This window comes from Algibacter sp. (assembly GCF_039977455.1).
GTDB lineage: Bacteria > Bacteroidota > Bacteroidia > Flavobacteriales > Flavobacteriaceae > Algibacter_B.
The window spans coordinates 24,903-47,450 of sequence record NZ_JBDWDG010000005.1; the positions used below are offsets into that span (position 1 = coordinate 24,903).

Genomic DNA, 22,548 nt, shown 5'->3' on the forward strand with positions numbered 1-22,548 from the left:
TGTTCGCTTTACAAAAAAAAAGTGTGGCATAAACCACACTTTTAAAACTAAAATAATCTAATTAATGTCTACTTCGCATAAGCTCCCGAAGAATACGTTAACTCATAACTATGTGTATAAATTTCAAAAACAATCCCAAATGGGTCTTCGACATAGCACATTTTAAAAGGTTTGTCTTCAGGGTAATATTCTCTAATAGGCATACGTTGTTTACCACCGTAAGCTATTATTTTTTCTATTAGGTCTTCAATATTTGGGTCTTGTATACAAAAATGGAAAAGCCCTGTGTTAAAAGGATTAAATTCTGGCGCTTCTTTAACGCCATGCGGAAACGAAAATAATTCAACGCCAATACCATCGGAAGTTGCTAAATGCGCAATTTCAAATTCGGTCCAATCGTCGCCAAAAACATCAATACACATTTGGCCAATGGCGGTTTCTTTTTCTTTTTTAATTTTTGAAGGTTCCATAATAACATACCAACCCATAACTTCCGAATAGAATTTTACAGCTTCTTTTATATTTGGTACGGTTAAGCCAATATGCGAAAAGGACTTAGGATAATCTTTATTTGTTGTCATAATACATAATTTAGATTGCAAAAATATTCTATATTTGCTTAATAGGCAATAACTTACCTAAATGTAATATACGTTACTAAAAGAGTTAATTGTTGATTTTAAGTTAATTAAATGATTAAATATTGAAAAAAGAAATTAATTGCCCATTAAATTATACCATGAATTTAATAGGCACAAAATGGAAACCACTAGTTTTATTTCATTTACTAGAAGGTGGGTTGCGATCGGGCATATTACAAAAAAAAATACCTGGCATTTCTAATAAAATGTTTACTCAAACCTTACGACAGTTAGAAAAAGACGGACTAATTAACCGAAAAGTATTTCCGGTAGTGCCACCTAAAGTGGAGTATAGTTTAAGCGAAAGAGGGGCATCGTTAGAAGCAATTTTGAGGAGCTTAGATGTTTGGGGTATGGAAGATTGTAAACGCTAAGTAAAGGGCTGTAATATTAATAAAAGGAATTATGTCTTTTAAACACTCATTTAAAGCCGCCGTACATTGGAATCTTGGCGACAATGAAACCACAGCTAACCCAAAAGGTTTTAGTAGAAACCACGAGGTATCTATAGCTAATAAAAACACAACTTTAGAAGTATCGGCTGCCAAACCCTTTCGAGGGGACGATACGCGTTATAACCCCGAAGATTTATTGTTGTCGGCTTTAGCCTCGTGCCACATGATGTCTTATTTATATGTGTGTGCACAAAACAATATAGAAGTTTTAAGTTATGCGGATACTGCCGAGGCTATTTTGGAGGTTGAGCCATCGGGTAGTGGACATTTTAGTAAAGTAATCTTAAAACCTGTGGTAACTATAAGGCATGCTTCGCAATTGGAGTTGGCCAAAACGCTACATGCCAAAGCCAATAGCTTATGTTTTATTGCTAACTCTTGTAATTTTCCTGTAGAGCATCAAGCCCAAATAATAATAAAATAGGGGATTATGGTCTGTTTCTTGGTGGTGGTCTTGAGTCTTTATCTGGCTTAGTAAATTCCGTAGGTTTAGATTGTTTAACTTTTTTAAACAACGGAATTCTATACGCTAAAAAGTAACTGTAACTGGTGCCAATTCTACCGCTATCATAGGTTTTTCCGAACCCTGGAATGAATACGTTTTCAAAATTATCAGGAACCGTTTCGCTAACTAAAGCTTTTAATTGCAAATTTAAACCTATGTAAAAGTTGTTGAACAATTCGGCTTTCATACCTAAAATAATTTCTGCCCAAAACGCGGTTAACCCATTATATTCTTGATTTTCTTCAGAGGTGTATTGCGGCGCCCAATATTGATCGATACTATAAATAGTAAAACTATTTAAATCGTGACTAAAAGTACTTGCTCCAATACGAAAACCGGTATAAATCATGTTATCCATGTCCAACCAATTATCGTACATATTAAAATCAACACCGCCTTTAATATAGCTTCCGGAAGTTGTAATATCTAAATAATCGTTTATGGTGTTTTTTTCTTCAAAACCTAATTCGGCTGCTAGGTACATTTTTTCTTTTAAGCGATAATCGGCCATAATTTCAAAACCACTGTAATCGTCATCAAAAAAAGAACGCGCTAATTTACCTATGTCTCCACCTAAACGCAGTCCGTATTTTAGCTTTATTTTAGTGGTATCGTTTGCAGTACTAACAATGCTATCGTTTTGTGAATTTCCAGACACACAAAATAACAAAAAGCATATTAGGGTACTAATGCGAAATATTAAAGTGTGTTGTTGTTTCATCTTCTACAGATTGATTATCGGTTAAAGGTTGTCTAGAAAGTATCCAGTTATCGTCATCCTCAACTATGGTAAGGGTTACGTTTTTAAAAATAGTTTTATATCCACAGGCACGCGATACGTATACTTCCTCTCTGCTATAGTTTATAATGATTCGATCTTGATTGCCGTCAACATAATCATCCGTATCATCATCGGGTGTATCATTATCATTCACCGAAGCATCATTAATAAGTATATATTCAGTGGTATTATCGGTTGTTTTTAGGGGTAAAACAACATTGTCGGTATCTGTAAAAAAATAATCAGACAAAATTTCATCATTATCGGCTCCAATAACTACTAAATCGAACACATTTTTTTGAATGTCAGAATCAGCAGCATCTAAAAAATCAATGATTAACCGTGGAGTTGTAGGTGTAGCATCCGGACAAATATCATCGCGTTCGCAACTATAATTTCCAACTATAATTAGAATAATAAAAAGCAGGCTTATTTTTTTCATTGAAATTTATCTTCTTTCCAAAAGTACAACATTTTCCACGTGAAAAGTTTGTGGAAACATATCTACAGCTTGGGTTTTAATCACCTTATATTGGGCGTCCATTAAAGCTAAATCTCTAGCTTGCGTAGCGCTATTACAACTTACGTAAACGACGCGCTTTGGAGCAATGTTTAATATTTGTTGTACAACATCTTTATGCATACCATCCCTTGGCGGATCTGTAATAATAACATCTGGCTGCCCGTGGGTTTCAATAAACTGGCTGTTAAAAACCTGTTTCATATCGCCAACAAAGAATTCAACGTTATTTATGTTATTTAATTGTGCATTTTCTTTAGCAGCAGTTATAGCGTCGGGTACAGATTCTACACCAACAACTTTACTGGCTTGTTTAGCAACAAATTGAGCAATGGTTCCGGTACCAGTATATAAATCGTAAACCAATTCGTTTCCTGTTAACCCCGCAAAATCTCTTGTTATTTTATAAAGCTCGAAAGCTTGGTTAGAGTTGGTTTGGTAGAACGATTTAGCATTAATTTTAAACCTTAAGCCTTCCATTTCTTCAAAAATATGATCGTTACCCTTGTAGCAAATCACCTCTTGATCGTAAATGGTATCGTTAGCTTTTCCGTTAATGACATATTGTAAAGACGTAATCTGCGGAAAGGTTTCTGCTAAAAAGTCTAGAATTAATTCGCGTTTAGCTTTGTCGTCCTTAAAAAACTGAATCATAACCATAACATCGCCAGTGGTAGATGTTCTAATCATCATGGTTCTTAATAATCCGGTTTGGTTTCTAGTATTAAAGAACTCTAAGTCGTTATCAATAGCAAAGGCTTTTACCGCGTTTCTAATGGCGTTTGAAGGATCGGCTTGTAAATGGCATTTTTTGACATCTAAAATTTTATCCCACATTCCCGGAATATGAAAACCTAGTGCGTTTCTATCGCCTAAATCTTCATCAGATTGAATTTCCTCAAGTGTTAACCAACGGCTATCACTAAACGAAAACTCCATTTTATTTCTGTAAAAATACTGCTCTGCCGAACCTAAAATAGGTGTAATCGCTGGCAACTCAATATGTCCAATACGCGTTAAGTTATTAGTTACTTCTTTTTGCTTATAAAATAACTGATGCTCATAGGCCATATTTTGCCATTTACAACCACCACAAGTTCCAAAATGAGAACATTCTGGTTCAGTTCTTTTATCTGAAAGTTTATGAAATACCGTGGCTTTACCTTCGTAATAGGCCTTGCGTTTTTTAAACGTTTGTACATCTACCACATCGCCAGGTACGGCATTGGGAAGGAAAATTACTTTTCCGTCTGGTGCTTTTGCTATTGTTTTTCCTTTAGCGCCAGCATCAATAACTTCTACGCTTTCAAAAACTTGTTTTCTCTGTTTACTTCTTCTTGACATGCTGCAAAAATAATAATAGCACGTTATAAAATCGGATTTATTTATATTAACTTTAAAGGAAATAATAATTCTTTTAAAATAAAATGAACCTATTTGGTTTTTTAAGGCCTTTAGAGAAGTATAAATAGTGTAAACGCACCAGAAAGAATTATGAACTAAAGGAAGGATAACTTAGGCTTTTTGATTGAAATTTTATTATTCAATGCAATTCAAAGACATCCAAAACGGAAACAGGTGCTTAGTAGGCTATTTTATGAGTAGAAATGTGCGTTAAGAGAGATTGGTGGGGTATTAAATGTTTCTAGAGGAATTATTAAATTGAGACTATTTCAGGCTAGAGAAACACTAAAACAAATTTTAAAATCTTAGAACTTATGAAAAGTGATAAAGAAAATATTGATGCGTTAATAAAAGAAAAATTAACCGAAGAGGAAGCCAAATTCTATGAAGATTTGGATGAGCAGAATGTTATTGAAATGATTTTTGGCTTATTTCAAGGAAAAAATAAATGGCTTTTAATTTTAATGAATGTGGTTACGGTAATATTCTTTGGGTTTTTTATTTACTGTATCGTGCAATTTTTTATTGTTGAAACTACAAAGGAATTATTAAAATTTGGATTGGGAAGTATAGTTTTTTTACTAGGGATAAGCATGTTAAAAATATTTGCTTGGATGCAAATGGATAAAAATGCAATTATTAGACAAATTAAACGATTAGAATTACAAGTATCCTCATTAGCTGGACGAATTGCTGATTAAAGTTGTCTAGTTAATACCTATGTGAAAAGCTATTTATGTTTTGGATTGAAATAGGTAGCCCACAGCCTAACGGAGGAAGTGGGAGGACATGCATTGAAACATTAATGTCTATAAATTCAAAAATTTAAAATAAATAAAAGCCCGACCATTATGGTAACCTGCCTGTCGGCAAGCAGGCGCCCAAAATAAGGTAAACTAAGGGCAAAAGAAAAGCCGCTAAAGTTGGGGTACTAAGCAGCTTGCCATTAAATAGAGGTTAAGTATTTATATATTTTTAAATTTAATAAGTGTTTTTCTAATGATTTAATTATTTCTAGATACTTATAAGACACATAAGCATTTGAAAAGTCACATATTTTGTTTTTTTTTAATTAATTTCGCTACTCCTAGGGATGATTTCTCTCCCACGCTGAATTTTCGAGACTTTTCGAAAGGATAAAGGTGCAGAAGGAATTGCATATTTTTAATGTTTAAATTTTTTTAAAATGGCAATTTTAGACCAATTAACTTCGCAACAAGCGATAGATTTAGAAAACAAGTATGGTGCACACAATTACCATCCGTTACCTGTAGTTTTAAGTAAGGGAGAAGGTGTGTATGTATGGGATGTAGAAGGCAAGAAATATTACGATTTTTTATCGGCATATTCAGCAGTAAACCAAGGGCATTCTCATCCAAAAATAGTGAATGCTATGGTGCAACAAGCGCAAACTTTAGCTTTAACTTCAAGAGCATTTCATAATGATATGCTTGGTAAATATGAGAAATTTGCTTGCGAATTTTTCGGATTCGACAAGCTTTTGCCAATGAATACGGGGGCTGAGGCTGTAGAAACTGCTTTGAAACTTTGTAGAAAATGGGCGTACGAGGTAAAAGGGATTGATGAAAATAAAGCTGAAATAATTGTTTGTGAAAATAATTTTCATGGACGTACAACGACTATAATTTCGTTTTCAAACGATCCTGTGGCACGTAAAAATTTTGGTCCATATACCAACGGTTTTATTAAAATTGAATATGATAATATTGAGGCTTTAGAGGCGACTTTAAAAGCCAATAGTAATGTAGCTGGTTTTCTAGTAGAACCTATACAAGGTGAAGCAGGTGTATATGTTCCTAGCGAGGATTACCTAACAAAAGCAAAAGCACTTTGTGAAAAGTACAATGTATTGTTTATTGCTGATGAAGTTCAAACTGGTATTGCCAGAACAGGACGTTTGTTAGCTACTTGTGGTAACTGTAGTTGTGAAACTAAAAATTGTGATAAAACACCAGATGTAAAACCAGATGTTTTAATTCTTGGAAAAGCCATTAGTGGTGGTGTGTATCCTGTATCTGCTGTTTTGGCAAATAATAATGTAATGGACGTTATTAAACCAGGAAACCATGGTAGTACTTTTGGAGGGAATCCGGTGGCTGCAGCAGTAGCTATGGCGGCATTAGAGGTTGTTAGAGATGAGAATCTTGCAGAAAACGCGTATAAGCTTGGGAATTTATTTAGAAGTGAATTAAATGACTATATAAAAACCAGTAACATTGTTAATTTAGTTCGAGGTAAAGGCTTGCTCAACGCCATTCTTATTAATGATGATGAAAACAGTGATACGGCTTGGAATATATGTTTAGCCCTTCGCGATAATGGCCTACTTGCCAAACCGACTCATGGTAATATTATTCGCTTTGCACCACCGTTAGTTATGACTAAAGACCAACTATTAGAATGCGTTAGTATTATAAAGAAAACATTAAAACAATTTGAGAATTAATAAATATTTATGGAGCAAAAATCGGCTTTTGAAAGCTTTGAATTAGAAATAGGCGACGAAATTAAAGGACTATTAAAGGAAACATCGTCATGGACATATTTTTTATCAATGCTAGGTTTTATAGGTATAGGTTTTATGGTAGTTTTCGGGTTGTCTTTTAGTGCTATAATGAGTAGTGCTGGTGGCTTTGGAGAAAATAATCCTTATGAAAGCTTAGGGTTTTCAATGGGGTATTTTGGTTTAATTTATTTAGTTTTAGGGCTAGTTTATTTTTTTCCAGTGTATAATTTATTTAATTTTTCAAGAAAAATGAAAAGTGCAATAAAAAGTACTAACAACGATGATTTTAAAGTTGCTTTCACAAATTTAAAATCGCATTATAAATTTATGGGGATTTTTATGTTAGCCATTATCTCAATTTATGTGTTAATATTTATTGGCGCCCTTTTTAGTACAGCATTTTTATAATACGTGTTTTTTAAATGTTAAAAAAGAAAAGCGACCAATTGGTCGCTTTTTCTTTTTTCGCTAAGTTTTATTTTTAATTATTGGTTTTGGTATTGATCCATCATCTCTTGCGATTGTCTCAACATTTCGTCCCAACCAATTGTAGATATTTGATAAGCCGTATAAAAAAGGTATAGAATGTTTATTACTAATATTACTAAAGCTACTGTTTTTGCGGTATCCATTGCTTTTACACTTGCAGGGTCAAAATTTTCAGGGTTAAGTTTTGCTTCTTTTAATTTGCCAGCTGCAATAAAAAAGGAGATACCTGCTAATATAAATCCAAAACCGCCCATACAGCAGCATAAAAGACCTAAGATTGCTAATACGTAAACTAGTGTTGGATTTAGTTTTTGTTGTTCCATGTGTTAATTTTAATTAATTATTTTTATAAGGTAACTCGTTATAATTGTTACTACAGTTAAAATGGCTAGAGTTCCAATTATTTTATTTGAATGTTTAAATTTAAAGAAAATATTTATTCCTATGATTAAAAACAAAGTAATTAAACTATAAATTGCAGGGTACATGTGGAAAGCCTCAACAAATTCACCTCTAAATATTAGTGCTATTGCACGTTGCATACCACAACCCATACAGTCTACTCCTAAAAGTTTTTTATTTAAACATGGTAACATGTACTCTTCCATAAATTATAGATATAATAAGGCTAAATTACTAAAAAAGCGATTCAAGAAAACGCGTAGGCTTATTTAATTTCTGTTATTAACCACAATTCTTTTGCTTATTATCTGATTTCCTAATAAGTCAATTTTAACAACATAAACACCATTGCTAAGTCCTTTTGTAGAATAGCTGATTTCTGATATGTTTGATGAAATAATGTGGTGTATAACTTGTTTTCCAGATACGTCATATAGGCTGAAAGAATGCATGTTTAAACTGGTTGGGTTTAGTACACTTAGTTTTGAAATGTTATTATTTTGGGATACCTTAAATTCGTTAAGTCTCTGTTTTGAAGTGCTTAAAACCGTATTAGTCTTTGTGAATGTCACTTCAAAACGATGGTTGTAAACGCCTTTGTTTAAGTTTACATTAAAAGTGTCTTTTACAATATTGGTATAGGTTTTAGTTTCATTATCATAGATAAAGATAGTGACATCCTCAGGAACATCTTTTAATTCGTGTATAGTTATGTTGAAAATGGTATTGTTTTGTGAAGCTTTTAAACCTAAAGCTAACCTTGTGTTTTCGTTGTAATTGATGGATTTAATAACTAATTCTTTTTCACTTGAAATTAGATAAGCATCGTCAGCCAAAGTGTTTATATTTTCGCCATCAAAAAATTTATTAAAAACATTGTTATTTGGTGTGCCTGCTCTAAAAGCTATAATGTTTTCTTTATAAAATGTATTGTTTATAAATGAGTGCAACTTAATTTCTGGAATTATAGTGGGGTTTTCAAAAATAGATTTATAATCTACACCATTGTGCGATATCGGAATGACCTGAGAACTACTTTTGTTTTTTTTAATTGAATTTTTATAAAATACAGCACCGTTTCCTGAAGTATTAGAATCTTCAGGGAAATATATACGCATAGAATTATCAAAAGTTACATTTCCACCACCAGAAGTTGGGTCACTTTGTATTAAAAATCCTTGACCAACCGCTGCATAGCGTCTAGCGTTATTTGATCCATAATCTATTGTGCTTATTTTAGTTGTTGTGTTATCACTACCATCGTTAACATTGTAAGTTTTAAAAGTAGCTTTTACATAAGTCCCGTTATCTGCAAGGTCGCTTAAATCACCAGGTGTATATGTGCCATATCCACCTTCATAATCGGCTAAGTAATGTGTATTTGTAATTTCTTGCTCCCAAAAAAATATTTGATTAGTTAAATTTGCTCGGTTGGTAGGAGAGTTTACAAAAAATAATTTTAAATCTAATGCCGAGGGATAAGGGTTTCCTGTTAAAGTTACAACAGTACCAGGTGCTCCAGAAGCTTGGTCGTCATTACCATCAAAATCACAACTTACAGTAATTGTACCATTGTTTGGTCTACCTCTAAAATCTAAAACATTATTTGGATTAGGGCTTCCTTTTAAAGTAAAACCATAACCCGTTTCTGCATTTCCTGTGTCAAGAATTTGTTTCCAACTCCAGTATCCTTCACCATCACGTAATGTGTAAAGCCAGACCTTAGACAACTCAGTTGCCGTGGCTTCGTAAGCTGTTGTAAATGCATAAGGTGTTGAAGTTACATTTTCTAGAACTGTTTCATCGGCTGGATCATGAATATTACTTCCATTAAAATTTACATTGTTGTTTATAGAGGTATCTGATACTCCAACTGGCGAACAAAAATAATTGTATTCATATACACCGGTTGTTTGGTTTTGATAAATAGAAAGCTTCCCTAAACCTGAGTTGGGGTTATTTGTATCTTGAACCAGTTGAGCGTTTCCTCTAAAATACAAGTTTGAATTTGCAGTTTCTAATTTAATATCGTCGGTAACAAATACCACTACATCTTTAGCAAAAATGGCGGTGTTATCATCAACATATAAATCTTGTGCAAAGGTAGAACTGCAGAAAAATAAGAATAAAAATAATTTTTTAAACATTAGTTTTTGGAGGTAAACTTTTTACAACAAATATATGTTTTTTATCATTTTACAAAGCCAACCATGTTGGTTTTTAGTACGATTAATTTAAATTAAGGTGTTTATAACCTGTAATGTCTGTGGTGAAATGTTTTTTTTAATGTAATATTGTGGGTTAAATTATAAAACTTAAAAGGCATGAAATATATAAATTACATTTTAATAATTATTGGTGCTTTTGTTGCTATGTATGCTAAAACAGGAACCAGTCAAAATCAATATATTTTAATTGGTGGCATTGTTTTACTTATGATTGGCGTGTATAGAGTGTCTAGAAATATACCTAGTAGGAGTAATGAAGAACAAGACAATAACGATGAAAATAATTAGTCATGGCATTTAAATTGGGTGATTATGTTTTGGTTTTAGATGAAGATTTATCTGGTGTAATAACGGGTATCAAAGGAAATACTATTTCTATTGAAACTGAAGATGGTTTTTTACTAGATTTTGAAGCTCATGAATTGGTTAAACAAGATAAGCAGGAGTCTATAGACAATCAGATATTTTTAAATTCTAATATAGAGGCAGTAGTTTCAGAAAAAGAAACGGCTAAAAGAAAAAATCAACCTAAAATAAAAGCTAAGGATAGGTTTCAACCCACTATGGAAGTAGATTTACATATCCATCAGTTGGTAAAATCATATCGCGGTATGTCTAATCACGATATGCTTACTCTACAGTTGGATACAGCAAAACATAAACTGGAATTTGCTATTAAAAACCGCATGCAAAAGGTTGTTTTTATACACGGTGTGGGTGAAGGCGTTTTAAAAATGGAGCTCGAATATTTATTTGGCCGATATAGCAACGTAAAGTATTATGATGCCAATTACCAAAAATATGGTTTAGGAGCTACCGAGGTTTATATTTACCAAAATGTGGTTAAGTAATTAAGGGAAATCTGGTGTTACTGTTCTAGAATCCGTTGTGTTACTATCGTCTAAGGCGCCAAAATCAAAAACATCTAAAGAGATTAACTCTAAATCAAAATTAGATATTTGTAAGGTTACCAAGTAGGTTTGATCGATGGTATGCTCTCTGTAAGCAGTGGCAGGAACCGAAGTTTTTATTTCAGCATTTAAGTAATCGGCTATTTCACTCGTTGTGAAATCGTTGGCTGGATTTTGATCTTGACTATCATTTTCTTCATCTCTTGTGTTAACGCCATCGCCATCATCATCAGGATCTAAATAATCTGGAGTTCCATCGTCGTCGGTGTCTTGTGCATCACTTAAATCTTCATCGCCATTTGGGTCTGGGGCTTCGTTTTTAGTTAAAATATTATCGCCATCATCATCGGCATCAATATAGTTTGGGATACCATCGCCATCGGTGTCATCATCCTCATAGTCGCCATTACCATTTAAGTCTTCTAATTCAGCAGGTATTCCATCATCGTCATCTTCTGTTAACACCGTTTTTAAATAGGCGCTTCCACTTGTACTTTCAATGTCCTGAGTTATTTTTACTTCTGAGCTAGGTATCACTTCACAAAACAAATCGCTTGGTAGCGAAGCGTTGCTGTAAGTCCTGTAATTAAAAGGGTTTGTAGTACTAATAGTATATGTTTTTTCAAATACACCAGTTTCATCAACAGCTAGTATGTCATCAATACTAACATTAGTTAATTTTAATGATAAAGATTCCGAAGGGTCGTCTTTAGTTTTATAAAAAACCAAATCGTCGCCACCTTCACAGACTTCAAAACTATCTTCAAAATCTAATTCGACTGTTATTATATCTCCATCATCACAACCATTTAGGGCTATTAAGCTTGAGGCGATTAAAACAAAAAATAACTTACGCATGGTATCTAGGTTTTTAGGCAAAAATAATAGAATTGATATTTATAACGTAGCAATCCGAAATAAAGTTCAAAGCAATATCTAAATTTTGTTGTTAGGATTTTGGTGTTTTATCTTAAATGTCTAAAAATAAAAAGATTAGATTAGTCTTTAGATTGGTTTTTAAAGAAAAAATTATTTGCTTTAAAAACCTTAAAACCTAAACTTTAAAAGTTATGATTGCTAATCGTTTTATTTCAAGTATTTTTGAATTTTAATTTACAGTTTAATGAAGTCAGTTTATTTTGATAATGCAGCAACTACACCATTGCGTGAAGAGGTAATTCATGTAATTTCGGAAGTTATGAAAACTAATTTTGGAAACCCATCATCTTCCCACAGTTTTGGTAGGGCATCAAAAGCATTAGTTGAAAAATCAAGAAAAGCAATTGCTCAGAGTTTAAATGTTTCGGCGGGAGAAATTATATTCACTTCTGGCGGTACCGAAGCCGATAATTTAGTTTTAAATAGTGCGGTTAAAGATTTGGGGGTAACCCATATTATAACCACTAAAATTGAACATCATGCCGTTTTGCATACCGTTGAAAAATTACAAGCGGAAAATGATATAACTATTAGCTATCTGAACATACAACCAAATGGCCAAATCGATTATAATCATCTAGAACGATTGTTGCAAAAAGATGTTAAAACCTTAGTGAGCTTAATGCATATTAATAACGAAATTGGAACTGTTTTAGATATTAAGCAAGTAGCCGATTTATGTAAAATGAATAATGCTTTATTTCATTCGGATACTGTTCAATCTATTGGTCATTATAACATCGATTTACAGGAGCTTCAGGTTGATTTTATGGCTGCTGCCGCACATAAATTTCATGGGCCGAAGGGCGTTGGTTTCGCCTTTATTAGAAAAAACTCAGGGTTATTAAAACCATTGATTGTTGGAGGCGAGCAAGAGCGAGGGCTTCGAGCAGGAACCGAAAGTGTGCATAATATTGTTGGCATGGAAAAGGCATTGCTAATGGCCAACGATAATTTAGAAAAAGAAACACAATATATTAAAGAATTAAAAAGCTATTTTATTGAGAAGTTAAAGGAGACTATTCCTAATGTGAGTTTTAATGGGAGTTCTAATGATTTTGATAAAAGTACCTATACTTTAGTAAATGTGTGTTTGCCAATTGGTCCTAAAAAGGCAGCAATGTTGCTGTTTCAATTAGACTTAAAAGGTATTGCTTGCTCTAAAGGAAGTGCCTGCCAAAGTGGAAGTTCGCAAAAATCGCATGTATTATCGGAAATTTTAAGTGATGAGGATTTAGAAAAACCTTCTATTCGTTTTTCTTTTAGTGTTTTTAATACAAAAGAAGAAATCGATTATGTTGTTGAAGTTTTAAATGCTTTTATAGACTAGTTAAAATTTCATAGTCGTTCTGACATTAAAAACTCTTGGTGTTAAATAATTGGGAATTGCAAATTGAGATTTACTACTAATATCTCTCACCCAAGTGTTTGTTATAGAGTTTTGTACATCAAAAAGATTGAATATTTCGAAACCAAAAGATAAGGCTTTAAATGATTTTTTCCATCCTTGATCAAAACGTTTATTAGTATCAACTAAAACATATTGAAGTCCAAAATCTGCACGTTTATATGACGGTAATCTGCTTTGATATAAATAAGGATCTGCATAACTAGGTGAACCACCAGGTAGGCCAGTATTAAATACCATATTAAGGTACATTTTTAAATTTGGCATATTAGGTACATAATCTTGAAAAAGAGCAGCGAATTTTAGTCGCTGGTCTGTTGGTCGCGCAATATAGCCTCTATCATCAATATTTTCTTCGGTTTTTAAATACCCAAAACTAAGCCATGATTCTGTACCTGGAACAAACTCCCCATTTAAACGTAAATCTAAACCATAGGCATAAGCTTTGGCGTTATTGTTTGCGGCATAACGAATTCGAACATTTTCTAGGGTATAAGCATTAACATCGGTTAAATGTTTATAATAGACCTCAGAGGTTAATTTAAAAGGGCGATCCCACATTTTAAAGCTATAATCGTTTCCTAAAACCAAATGAAATGATTTTTGTGCCTTTACATCTGGTTGTACAACGCCACTAGCATCACGAAGTTCTCGATAAAAAGGTGGTTGGTAGTATAAACCTCCTGCGACTCTAAAAAGCATATCTTTTTTCCAAGATGGTTTTATGGCAAATTGAGCACGTGGACTAAAAACAATTTGATTTGATGCTGAAATACCATCTCCACTTACAGACCAATTATGGGCACGAACACCTGCATTATACCAAACATCACTACTTCCTAAAGTGCTACGTTTACTCCATTGCCCGTAGGCTTGCAAACGGTTTATTTGTGTGTTGTTTGTTGCCCTAACATTTTGAAAAGGTACTAACGGACCAGTAAAGGGCTCGTAAGGCTGCTCGTTAGTAGTTGCTTTTGGAGGTCTTAATGAAAATCCAGCAGAGTCAATAGTTTCCCATTCTACCAATCGGTCTCTAATGTCTTCATTAGTAAATTTTACAGACCATTCAAAACGGTTATCGTTCACATTAAAATCCCCTTTATGCTCAATAGTGGTTATTAATGCATCTAAGTCATTTCTTCCGTGGTTTAATTGGCTACCAATACCTTGGCTAAATTCAACTTCACCTAAATTTTCATCTCCAATATTGCTATTTACTTCTCCTAGGCTATATTGCGCTAAAATGTCGAAATATTCTTCTTCTGTTGTATGGTATGTGGAGGCTATTAATTGTAATGTTAAATCGTTATTTACAAAATAAGATCCTTTAAATGCGCCAAAAAGTGTTTGGTACCTGTCTTTTTCTTGCCCATCATAAAATACTAATAAGGCCACAGGTTCGCTTAAGGTTCCGAAGTTAGTTTGACGCGTTTGTGGTTCAAAATCATATTTATTTATGGAAGCACTACCTAAAAAACTTAAATGAAATTTATTTGAAAATTTATAAGTAAAATATCCTTGTGCATCAGCAAAAGTGGGTTTAAAATTGGTTTCGGTTTCTTTAGCGTTAACAAGTAAACTGTTATCGCGGTAACGAACACCAACGATACTCGTTAATTTTGAATTTTTACTAATATTTTCAACTGAAAGACCTCCACCAAGTAAACTTAAATCGGCATTAATTTCAAAGTCATACGGGGTTTTATAGGTAATATCTAAAACCGATGATAATTTATCACCATACTTAGCTTGAAAACCACCAGCAGAAAAATCGACGTTTTGCACCAAATTTGTGTTTACAAAACTAAGACCTTCTTGTTGTCCTGAACGGACTAAAAACGGGCGATACACTTCAATACCGTTAACGTAAACTAAATTTTCATCATAATTTCCACCACGAACGGAATATTGTGTGCTAAGTTCATTGTTATTACTAACTCCTGGTAAGGTAAGTAGTAAGTTTTCTACACCAGCATTAGCTCCAGGAATTTTTCTAATAGCATCTGGTTTTAAGGTTATTATGCCTTCCACTTCTTTGCGTCTATTACTATTTACAATAACCGTTGCTATTTGTTCAATAGTTGTACTCATTACGGGATTAAACTCTAAGTTTTCACCATTTTTTAAATTGAAAGTGCTTACTATTTTTTTGTGAGAAATATGGGTAAAGGCTACCGCTATATCTATACCAGCAGGAATTGTTAAAGTATAAAAACCATTGGCATTTGTTTGTGCGCCAGAAGTTTCTGTTTTTATATTTACGTTTTCAATGGGCTGATTTTTTTCATCTAAAATAACACCTCTAAGCGTTGCGTTTTGGGCAAAACTAAACGCTAAGGTTAGAAAAAATAGGATAGTGGTTAGTAGTTGTTTAGCCTTCAATTGTATAAAATTTATTTTCTGTAAAAGAACGTTTCAAAAGTAGAATTATTTCCAACATTATCGGTAACAATTACTTTTAAATTGTTTTTAGTATCTGTAATTATGCTATCATTAAAATCATAAGTAAGCGTATTTTTTTTGTATTCATACTCCATTAAAATCCATTTTCCGTTTATAGAAGCCCTAAATTTCGATATGCCAGAGCCTTCATCAATAATTTTTATTTTTAAATAACGATACTTACTTAACCATTGTTTGTCTTTAAAATTTACTGCAGAAACTTTAGGCTTTATAGTGTCCATGGTTAATGCAAAAGTGCCAAGTTTTTTTGTGCTTGCCGTAAGTAAATCACCTTTTCTTTTTGTAGACGTGTAAGCAGGATAATTTTTATAGCCAATTAATCTGGCAATATATAGCTTGTTTTTGTCTTCGTTTGTAAACCTGCTAACATCATAAGTAATATTGAAATTCTTTTTGGTAGGTTTAATATCCTTATGAAGTTTCAGGGTATCGTTTTTTACTTCAAAATCCATATAAAAATCCTCATAAAAGGTGTCTTTATAAAAATCGACGGTTACGTTTCCTGCTTTTAAATTAGTGGATTGATTGGCTTTAATGTAAAAAGGTGTTGTATGTTTTTCTTTTGGTTTAGAAACGCTTTGTTTGGTACCTTTAATATGTACAGTTATCCAGGATTCATTATTTTTAAAATCGGCTACTCTAATTTTATATACCGAATAGGTGCTGTCTTCTATTTTAATAACGCCATCATTTAACACCGATTTAAAAAGGCTTAACGGATTGTTTTTTTTGAATAATTTTTGAACCCGTTGCTTTTTGGTTGTAAAATGTTCGTAATCTATAAACTGGTTAATATGTTTGGTTTCATCGAAAGAAAAGCGTCCGAAATCTATTTCAAAATTTCGATTTCCATTTATAAATGTTTGAATGTTATAAACGCCATTAGAGTTTGGGGCCAAATCTTGCCTATCAAAAGTATTAAGAGCAAAACCAATATTTCCTATGGCTTCAACATTTTCGGTGGTATAATCACCGTTTTTAAGAGGTGTTAATCGTAATTTCTGTTTCGTATTGGATTTATTAATAAACGCATGTTCATCCAAAGGATAAGCGTAAAGTGATTTAATAGTTGGGTAGGTTGTGTCTTTTATATCCATCCCAAAAAGCATGGGGTTTATTGGGCGTTCTTCCTTATCTCTAATTTCGAAATGTAAATGCGGTCCGCCAGAACTTCCTGTATTTCCACTGTAAGCAACCAGACTGTCCTTTAAAAGCGGTAATTCTTCCGCCTTAGGAAATAATTCAATTTCATAAGATTCTTGCTCGTATTGTTGCTTTTTTACATAAGCCTCAATTTCAGGTGAGAATTTTTGAAGATGCGCATACACCGAGGTGTAGCCGTTAGGGTGGGTTATATACAGTGCTTTTCCGTAACCGTAATGTGATAGTTTTATTCTGCTTACAAAGCCATTGGCTACGGCCTTTATTTTTAAACCCACGCGTTGTTGGGTTTTAATATCGACACCAGAGTGAAAATGATTGGAACGTAATTCGGCAAAAGTTCCAGCCAAAACTAATGGTATATCTAGAGGTGAACTAAAATAATCTTGAGGATAATTGTTTTGAGCATTAATAATGGATAATGAAAAAACTAAAATGAGGGACAGTATAAATCGCATAAGTATGTATTACGGCTAAAATATTAATTTGATATGAAAGAGCAAAAAATAATACAATAATCAAGCCATGTGTTATTTGATCTCATCATAAATAATGAAAGTGAAATTTTATGACAAAACAATTGTAATTTATGGCTAAGAATGTTAACTTTGTAAGGTAAGTATTGAATTTTGTAAATGAGTAATATTGAAGATATTGTAGATTCTTTAGAAAACAAGATTAGTAAAGTATTACACAAACTTGAGCTTTTAAAACTTGCTAATTTGAAATTAAATGAAGAATTAGAGATTTCACGGCAAGAAAATTTAACACAACAAAAGCACATTGCTAGTTGGGAAGAAAAGTACGAAGCTCTAAAAATGGCAAATACAATACTTGGTAGTGACGAAAATAAAAGAGAAACTAAGCTTAAAATAAACGCATTAATTAGAGATATTGATCATTGTATTGCTCAACTCGCTGATTAAAGTTAATTACATTAAATGTCAGAAAAGCTTAAAATAAAGCTGTCTATAGCTAATCGCGTATATCCTTTAACAATTGATTCAAGTCAAGAGGAAGGATTGCGTAAAGCGGCTAAAAACATTGAGGTAATGATAAAGCAATTTGAGCAAAGTTATTCTGTTCGAGATAAACAAGATGTATTGGCCATGTGCGCCTTACAATTTGCGTCTCAGGTTGAGCAGAAATCTATAGATACAGCAACTGTAAGCGAGCATGTAGAAGAAAAACTAAATGCTTTAAACGATTTATTACAATCGCATATATAGTCTCTAAATACGTTCTTTAAAATAAACTAAAAAGTTACTGCCTACATTGGTTATTTTTTTTGATAAACTCAACGTTAATTCTTTAAAAAGGGTGAGTTTAAGTTGTAAAAGCAAGCTGCTAGTGCCAAATTTATTTTGGTTACTCGAGCAGATCCTTGATCAGCTTGTTAGCCCTAAACTTGTTTTTAAGGAGTTTATACAAAACTTTATACTGGTGTAGGCTTTTTTGTATACCAATTTGACTAAAATGATTAAATAGTCAGAAGGGAATTTTATATTATAATCAACTAAATTAACGATGGATAACTCAATTATATTTGCAGTAGGTGGTGTTATATTAGGGCTAATAATTGGCTTTGTAATAGCAAAAACACTAGAGAAAAATAATGCTTCTAAACTTGTAAAAGAAGCGAAAAAAAATGCAGCTTTAATACTTAAAGAAGCGAATAGTGAAGGAGAAACCCTTAAAAAGGACAAGATTCTTCAGGCTAAAGAAAAATTTATCGAGCTAAAATCTGAGCATGAAAAAGTCATTTTAGGACGCGATAAAAAAATTGCTGAATCAGAAAAAAGAACACGAGATAAAGAATCTCAGGTCTCTAGTGAATTGGCTAAAAGTAAAAAGCATAACGAAAGCCTTGAAAGCAAAATTAAAGACTACAATCACAGACTAGACGTGCTTGACAAAAAGCAGGAAGAAGTAGACAGATTGCATAAAAGTCAAGTGCAGCAATTAGAGGTAATCTCAAGCCTTTCTGCAGAAGAAGCTAAAGAACAACTTATTGAATCTTTAAAAGGTGAAGCTAAGAATGATGCCATGGCATACATTCAAAGTGCAGCAGAAGAGGCTAAATTAACAGCTGAACAAGATGCTAAGAAAATTATAATAAACACCATACAGCGTATTGGAACGGAAGAAGCAGTTGATAACTGTGTATCTGTTTTTAATATTGAATCTGATGATGTAAAAGGTCGTATTATTGGTCGTGAAGGCCGAAATATTAGAGCTATAGAAGCGGCAACAGGTGTTGAAATTATTGTCGATGATACGCCCGAAGCAATCATTTTATCTTGTTTTGATTCTGTACGAAGAGAAGTAGCACGTTTATCTTTACATAAATTGGTTACCGACGGCAGAATTCATCCAGCTAGAATTGAAGAGATCGTTAAGAAAACACAAAAACAAATCGAGCAGGAAATTATTGAAGTTGGTAAGCGTACCGTTATAGACTTAGGAATACATAATTTAAACCCTGAGTTAATTAAAATGGTAGGTCGAATGAAATACCGATCGTCTTACGGACAAAACTTGTTACAACACTCGCGTGAAGTGGCTAAGCTTTGTGGCGTAATGGCAGCAGAATTAGGTTTAAATCCTAAAATGGCTAAAAGAGCAGGTTTATTGCACGATATAGGAAAAGTTCCAGATGCAGAAGCGGATATGGAAACACCACACGCTATTTTAGGTATGCAATGGGCTGAGAAATTTGGTGAAAAACCAGATGTTTGTAACGCTATTGGTGCTCACCACGACGAAATAGAAATGAAATCATTATTAGCGCCTATTGTTCAGGTTTGTGATGCTATTTCGGGTGCAAGACCAGGAGCAAGACGTCAAGTTTTAGATAGTTATATTCAGCGATTAAAAGATTTAGAAGATATTGCTTTTGGCTTTAATGGTGTTAAAAAAGCATACGCTATTCAGGCAGGTAGAGAATTACGTGTTATTGTTGAAAGTGAAAAAGTAGACGACCAAAAAGCGGCAGATTTATCATTTAGTATTTCGCAAAAAGTACAAACTGATATGACTTATCCAGGGCAAGTTAAAGTAACGGTTATTAGAGAAACAAGAGCGGTTAATATCGCTAAATAAAGAGGAGGTTAATAACCCTAAAATAAAAAAAGTCCAGTTTTAAACTGGACTTTTTTTATTTGGTATAGTTACGGTAAAAGTAGTGCCAACATTTACAGTGCTCTCAACCGATATTTTACCTCCATAACTCTCAATTTGGTTTTTAATTAAATATAAACCAACGCCTTCTGAATCTTTATTGTTATGAAATGTTTTGTATAACCCAAAAATAGAATCACCATATTTTTCTAAATCTATACCAATACCATTGTCAGATACTATTACTTGAAGGTTTTGTTTATTAATAATGGTGCTTACTGTAGCTATAGGGTCTCTTTCTGGGTGTTTGTATTTTATAGCATTAGTAAGTAAGTTTTGAATAATGCTTTCCAGGTAAACAGAATTGTAATAGATATATAATTTAGGGTTTATATTGTTAATTATTGTAGCTTTATTTTCAGTAATAACAAGATTTAACATGTTTAAAATCTTATCCATTTCTTCTGCCAAATATAGTTTTTTTAAGGTTGACGATTTATGGTTTTGTATGGATACAATATCATTTAAATTGCTAATTGTTTTAGTTAACGAAGAGGATAAGGTTTTGAGGTACTGTAATAATTCTTCTTTCTCTTTTTCAGACTTAGATTCGTCATGAAATTTTAATAAACTTTCAAAGTTACTGGCATGTTGCTTTAAATTATGAGTAACGATATGGGCAAAGTTTTTGAGTCTATTATTTTGTTTACTAACAAGGCTTAGTGTATTTGATATTTTAATTTCATTTTCAATAAGGTTAGTAATATCAATATGCGTTCCTAGAAAACGTAAAGGCTTGCCTTCATCATCCCATTTTATTACTTTGCCTTTGTCTAGAATCCATTTGTAAGAGCCATCTTTACATTTTATGCGGTGCTCATTAATATATAGCGGTTTTATGCCTTGAACATGATCTTGGTAATCTTTGTAATATTTTTTTCTGTCTTCAGGGTGTACTCGGTCATTCCAATCGTTTACATTACTTCCAAATGTGGAGTCATTTTCAAAACCAATAATTCTTTTTGAAGATTCAGAAAAATATACTTTATTCTGTTCAGCGTCAAATTCCCAAACACCAATATTAGAAATATTTACTGCTAACTCCCATTTTTTATTTTCTAGGTCAATATTTTTAGAAGCATAGTTAGTTTTTTCAAACTTTAATAACCCTTTTACTTTGTTAAATATTGGCATTTATAAAAGTTTTTAATGCGTTAATTTAATAAGATTTAGGGGCATTATGTTCTATAAATTTACAATTATTTAGCTTAAAATGAAAGGAATAGGTTCAGTAGAGCCCCATTTTCTTTTATTTTTTTATTTTCTAGGATGGTATTTTTCAATAACCTTGCTTAAGTGGCTTTTGTCTAAATGCACATAAATTTCAGTAGTAGTAATGCTTTCGTGCCCAAGCATAAGTTGAATAGAACGCAAATCGGCATTATTTTGTAATAGGTGAGTGGCAAATGAATGTCTAAATGTATGAGGTGAAATACTTTTTTCTAGACCGATTTTTACCGCTAATTGCTTAATTATTGTAAAAATCATAGCTCGAGTTAACTGTTTTCCGCGTCTGTTTAAAAACAAAGTATCCTCATGTCCAGGTTTAATATTTAAATGAACACGGATGCTGTTCCTATATATATTGATATATTTTTTAGTAATATCAATTATAGGTACAAATCGTTCTTTATCGCCTTTACCTGTAACTTTAATAAAACCTTCATCAAAGTATAAATCTGATATTTTTAAGTTTATTAACTCACTTACTCTTAAACCACAACCGTATAAGGTTTCTAACATGGCTCTATTGCGTTCGCCCTCTGGTTTACTTAAATCAATAGCTTTAATAATAGTGTCTATTTCGGCTTCTGACAAGGTATCTGGAAGTTTTCTGCCTATTTTAGGAGATTCAATAAGCTCTAAAGGGTTGTCTTTTCTATAATCTTCAAAAATTAAATAGCTAAAAAAACTTCGTAAACCAGAAATAAGTCGCGATTGCGATCGGGCATTTACAGTCTTAGCCGTTTCATAAATAAACTGTTGTATGGTTTCAGTAGTAATTGCAATTGGGGAAATATTTATATCATGTTGTTCTAAATGCGCCATTAACTTGCTTATATCGAGACTATAGTTATCAATCGAGTTTTTAGATAAACCTCGTTCTATTTTTAAATAGAGTTGAAAATCTTTAAGTGCGTTTTTCCATTTCATTTGATGTAAAAATAAGGTAAACATTTTTATACCTTGAAAATATTACAATATAAATATTGATGTTTTATGTGTTTTGAATGTGTACTGAAGCTTATTGATTTGCTGTTGTAAATAATAATGTTTACTTTAAAGTGCTATTAACCAATTATTTAAAACTAACAATTATGAAAAAACTATTCTTATTTGTTGTTGTTGCTGTATTTGCAATTAACAGTATGAATGCCCAAGGACAATTTAACGCTAGTATTTCTGGTGGAATACCTACTGGAGATTTAGCAGACTTTACTACATTTGCTATTGCAATAGATTTAGGTTATTTATTTGAACTATCTGAAGACTTTAGTTTAGGACCGGTTTTAGGTTTTAATACCTCATTCTTG

23 protein-coding genes, 1 other RNA gene and 1 pseudogene are annotated in these 22,548 nt (G+C 32.6%); 13 read left to right on the top strand and 12 right to left on the bottom strand.

Going from position 1 to position 22,548, the window contains the following annotated elements; genetic code table 11:
- Positions 1-68: 68 nt before the first annotated feature.
- On the bottom strand, positions 69-581 hold the full coding sequence (locus tag ABJM36_RS00725) for a VOC family protein (protein WP_348448146.1): 513 nt from the start codon (positions 579-581) through the stop codon (positions 69-71).
- Positions 582-703: 122 nt separating this feature from the next.
- Here ABJM36_RS00725 and ABJM36_RS00730 point away from each other — a divergent pair, with 122 nt between their 5' ends.
- Positions 704-1,015, top strand: coding sequence for a helix-turn-helix domain-containing protein (locus ABJM36_RS00730; RefSeq protein ID WP_348448151.1), 312 nt, complete (start codon positions 704-706; stop codon positions 1,013-1,015).
- Positions 1,016-1,046: 31 nt separating this feature from the next.
- Positions 1,047-1,520, top strand: coding sequence for an OsmC family protein (locus ABJM36_RS00735; protein WP_348448153.1), 474 nt, complete (start codon positions 1,047-1,049; stop codon positions 1,518-1,520).
- 4 nt (positions 1,521-1,524) lie between these two features.
- On the opposite strand, the gene ABJM36_RS00740 is transcribed toward ABJM36_RS00735, so the two are convergent.
- Genes ABJM36_RS00740 through rlmD form a run of 3 tightly spaced genes read right to left on the bottom strand, consistent with a single transcriptional unit; the run spans position 1,525 to position 4,246 of the window.
- Positions 1,525-2,259, bottom strand: a complete 735-nt coding sequence (locus ABJM36_RS00740) for a DUF6048 family protein (RefSeq protein ID WP_348448155.1) — start codon at positions 2,257-2,259, stop codon at positions 1,525-1,527.
- Positions 2,260-2,287: 28 nt separating this feature from the next.
- Positions 2,288-2,824 (bottom strand): DUF6452 family protein, encoded by a 537-nt coding sequence (locus ABJM36_RS00745; RefSeq protein ID WP_348448157.1) that lies wholly within the window; start codon positions 2,822-2,824, stop codon positions 2,288-2,290.
- Positions 2,825-2,830: 6 nt separating this feature from the next.
- Positions 2,831-4,246 carry a 23S rRNA (uracil(1939)-C(5))-methyltransferase RlmD gene (gene rlmD / locus ABJM36_RS00750; RefSeq protein ID WP_348448159.1) on the bottom strand — a complete coding sequence of 472 codons (1,416 nt, stop codon included), beginning with the start codon at positions 4,244-4,246 and terminating at the stop codon, positions 2,831-2,833.
- 374 nt (positions 4,247-4,620) lie between these two features.
- Between rlmD and ABJM36_RS00755 the strand changes: the two genes are divergently transcribed.
- From ABJM36_RS00755 to ABJM36_RS00765, 3 genes are all read left to right on the top strand, one after another.
- Positions 4,621-5,007: a DUF6768 family protein gene (locus ABJM36_RS00755; protein ID WP_348448161.1), complete on the top strand. Its 387-nt coding sequence runs from the start codon at positions 4,621-4,623 to the stop codon at positions 5,005-5,007.
- Between the two features lie 485 nt (positions 5,008-5,492).
- Entirely contained in the window at positions 5,493-6,773 is a 1,281-nt protein-coding gene (gene rocD, locus ABJM36_RS00760; protein WP_348448163.1) for an ornithine--oxo-acid transaminase, read from the top strand.
- Between the two features lie 9 nt (positions 6,774-6,782).
- Positions 6,783-7,241, top strand: coding sequence for a DUF5362 family protein (locus tag ABJM36_RS00765; RefSeq protein WP_348448165.1), 459 nt, complete (start codon positions 6,783-6,785; stop codon positions 7,239-7,241).
- Between the two features lie 77 nt (positions 7,242-7,318).
- Here the strand turns inward: ABJM36_RS00765 and ABJM36_RS00770 are convergent, their stop codons facing one another.
- From ABJM36_RS00770 to ABJM36_RS00780, 3 genes are all read right to left on the bottom strand, one after another.
- On the bottom strand, positions 7,319-7,645 hold the full coding sequence (locus tag ABJM36_RS00770; RefSeq protein ID WP_348448167.1) for a CCC motif membrane protein: 327 nt from the start codon (positions 7,643-7,645) through the stop codon (positions 7,319-7,321).
- 9 nt (positions 7,646-7,654) lie between these two features.
- Positions 7,655-7,930, bottom strand: a complete 276-nt coding sequence (locus tag ABJM36_RS00775; protein WP_348448169.1) for a DUF2752 domain-containing protein — start codon at positions 7,928-7,930, stop codon at positions 7,655-7,657.
- Between the two features lie 63 nt (positions 7,931-7,993).
- Positions 7,994-9,871 (bottom strand): T9SS type A sorting domain-containing protein, encoded by a 1,878-nt coding sequence (locus tag ABJM36_RS00780; RefSeq protein WP_348448171.1) that lies wholly within the window; start codon positions 9,869-9,871, stop codon positions 7,994-7,996.
- A 177-nt stretch (positions 9,872-10,048) separates the two neighbouring features.
- Here ABJM36_RS00780 and ABJM36_RS00785 point away from each other — a divergent pair, with 177 nt between their 5' ends.
- Positions 10,049-10,240, top strand: a complete 192-nt coding sequence (locus tag ABJM36_RS00785) for an LPXTG cell wall anchor domain-containing protein (RefSeq protein WP_348448173.1) — start codon at positions 10,049-10,051, stop codon at positions 10,238-10,240.
- A gap of 2 nt (positions 10,241-10,242) precedes the next feature.
- Entirely contained in the window at positions 10,243-10,803 is a 561-nt protein-coding gene (locus ABJM36_RS00790; RefSeq protein WP_348448175.1) for a Smr/MutS family protein, read from the top strand.
- On the opposite strand, the gene ABJM36_RS00795 is transcribed toward ABJM36_RS00790, so the two are convergent.
- Entirely contained in the window at positions 10,804-11,721 is a 918-nt protein-coding gene (locus ABJM36_RS00795; protein ID WP_348448177.1) for a hypothetical protein, read from the bottom strand.
- Positions 11,722-11,986: 265 nt separating this feature from the next.
- Here ABJM36_RS00795 and ABJM36_RS00800 point away from each other — a divergent pair, with 265 nt between their 5' ends.
- Complete coding sequence (locus ABJM36_RS00800; RefSeq protein ID WP_348448179.1) at positions 11,987-13,132, top strand: cysteine desulfurase family protein; 1,146 nt, start codon at positions 11,987-11,989, stop codon at positions 13,130-13,132.
- Here the strand turns inward: ABJM36_RS00800 and ABJM36_RS00805 are convergent, their stop codons facing one another.
- Complete coding sequence (locus ABJM36_RS00805; protein ID WP_348448181.1) at positions 13,133-15,592, bottom strand: carboxypeptidase-like regulatory domain-containing protein; 2,460 nt, start codon at positions 15,590-15,592, stop codon at positions 13,133-13,135.
- An 11-nt stretch (positions 15,593-15,603) separates the two neighbouring features.
- Positions 15,604-17,292 (bottom strand): peptidoglycan DD-metalloendopeptidase family protein, encoded by a 1,689-nt coding sequence (locus ABJM36_RS00810; protein ID WP_348448183.1) that lies wholly within the window; start codon positions 17,290-17,292, stop codon positions 15,604-15,606.
- Between the two features lie 177 nt (positions 17,293-17,469).
- Here ABJM36_RS00810 and ABJM36_RS00815 point away from each other — a divergent pair, with 177 nt between their 5' ends.
- From ABJM36_RS00815 to rny, 4 genes are all read left to right on the top strand, one after another.
- Positions 17,470-17,760, top strand: a complete 291-nt coding sequence (locus tag ABJM36_RS00815) for a hypothetical protein (protein ID WP_348448185.1) — start codon at positions 17,470-17,472, stop codon at positions 17,758-17,760.
- Positions 17,761-17,775: 15 nt separating this feature from the next.
- Positions 17,776-18,063, top strand: a complete 288-nt coding sequence (locus tag ABJM36_RS00820) for a cell division protein ZapA (RefSeq protein ID WP_348448187.1) — start codon at positions 17,776-17,778, stop codon at positions 18,061-18,063.
- A 66-nt stretch (positions 18,064-18,129) separates the two neighbouring features.
- A non-coding RNA gene (gene ssrS, locus ABJM36_RS00825) (6S RNA) lies at positions 18,130-18,259 on the top strand.
- A 102-nt stretch (positions 18,260-18,361) separates the two neighbouring features.
- Positions 18,362-19,936, top strand: a complete 1,575-nt coding sequence (gene rny / locus ABJM36_RS00830; protein WP_348448189.1) for a ribonuclease Y — start codon at positions 18,362-18,364, stop codon at positions 19,934-19,936.
- Positions 19,937-19,975: 39 nt separating this feature from the next.
- Here the strand turns inward: rny and ABJM36_RS00835 are convergent, their stop codons facing one another.
- Both ABJM36_RS00835 and xerD read right to left on the bottom strand, forming a co-directional pair.
- On the bottom strand, positions 19,976-21,148 hold the full coding sequence (locus ABJM36_RS00835) for a PAS domain-containing protein (protein WP_348448191.1): 1,173 nt from the start codon (positions 21,146-21,148) through the stop codon (positions 19,976-19,978).
- 123 nt (positions 21,149-21,271) lie between these two features.
- Positions 21,272-22,168 carry a site-specific tyrosine recombinase XerD gene (xerD, locus tag ABJM36_RS00840; RefSeq protein WP_348448193.1) on the bottom strand — a complete coding sequence of 299 codons (897 nt, stop codon included), beginning with the start codon at positions 22,166-22,168 and terminating at the stop codon, positions 21,272-21,274.
- A 164-nt stretch (positions 22,169-22,332) separates the two neighbouring features.
- Between xerD and ABJM36_RS00845 the strand changes: the two are divergent.
- Positions 22,333-22,548: pseudogene (locus ABJM36_RS00845) on the top strand (hypothetical protein); the annotation flags it as partial.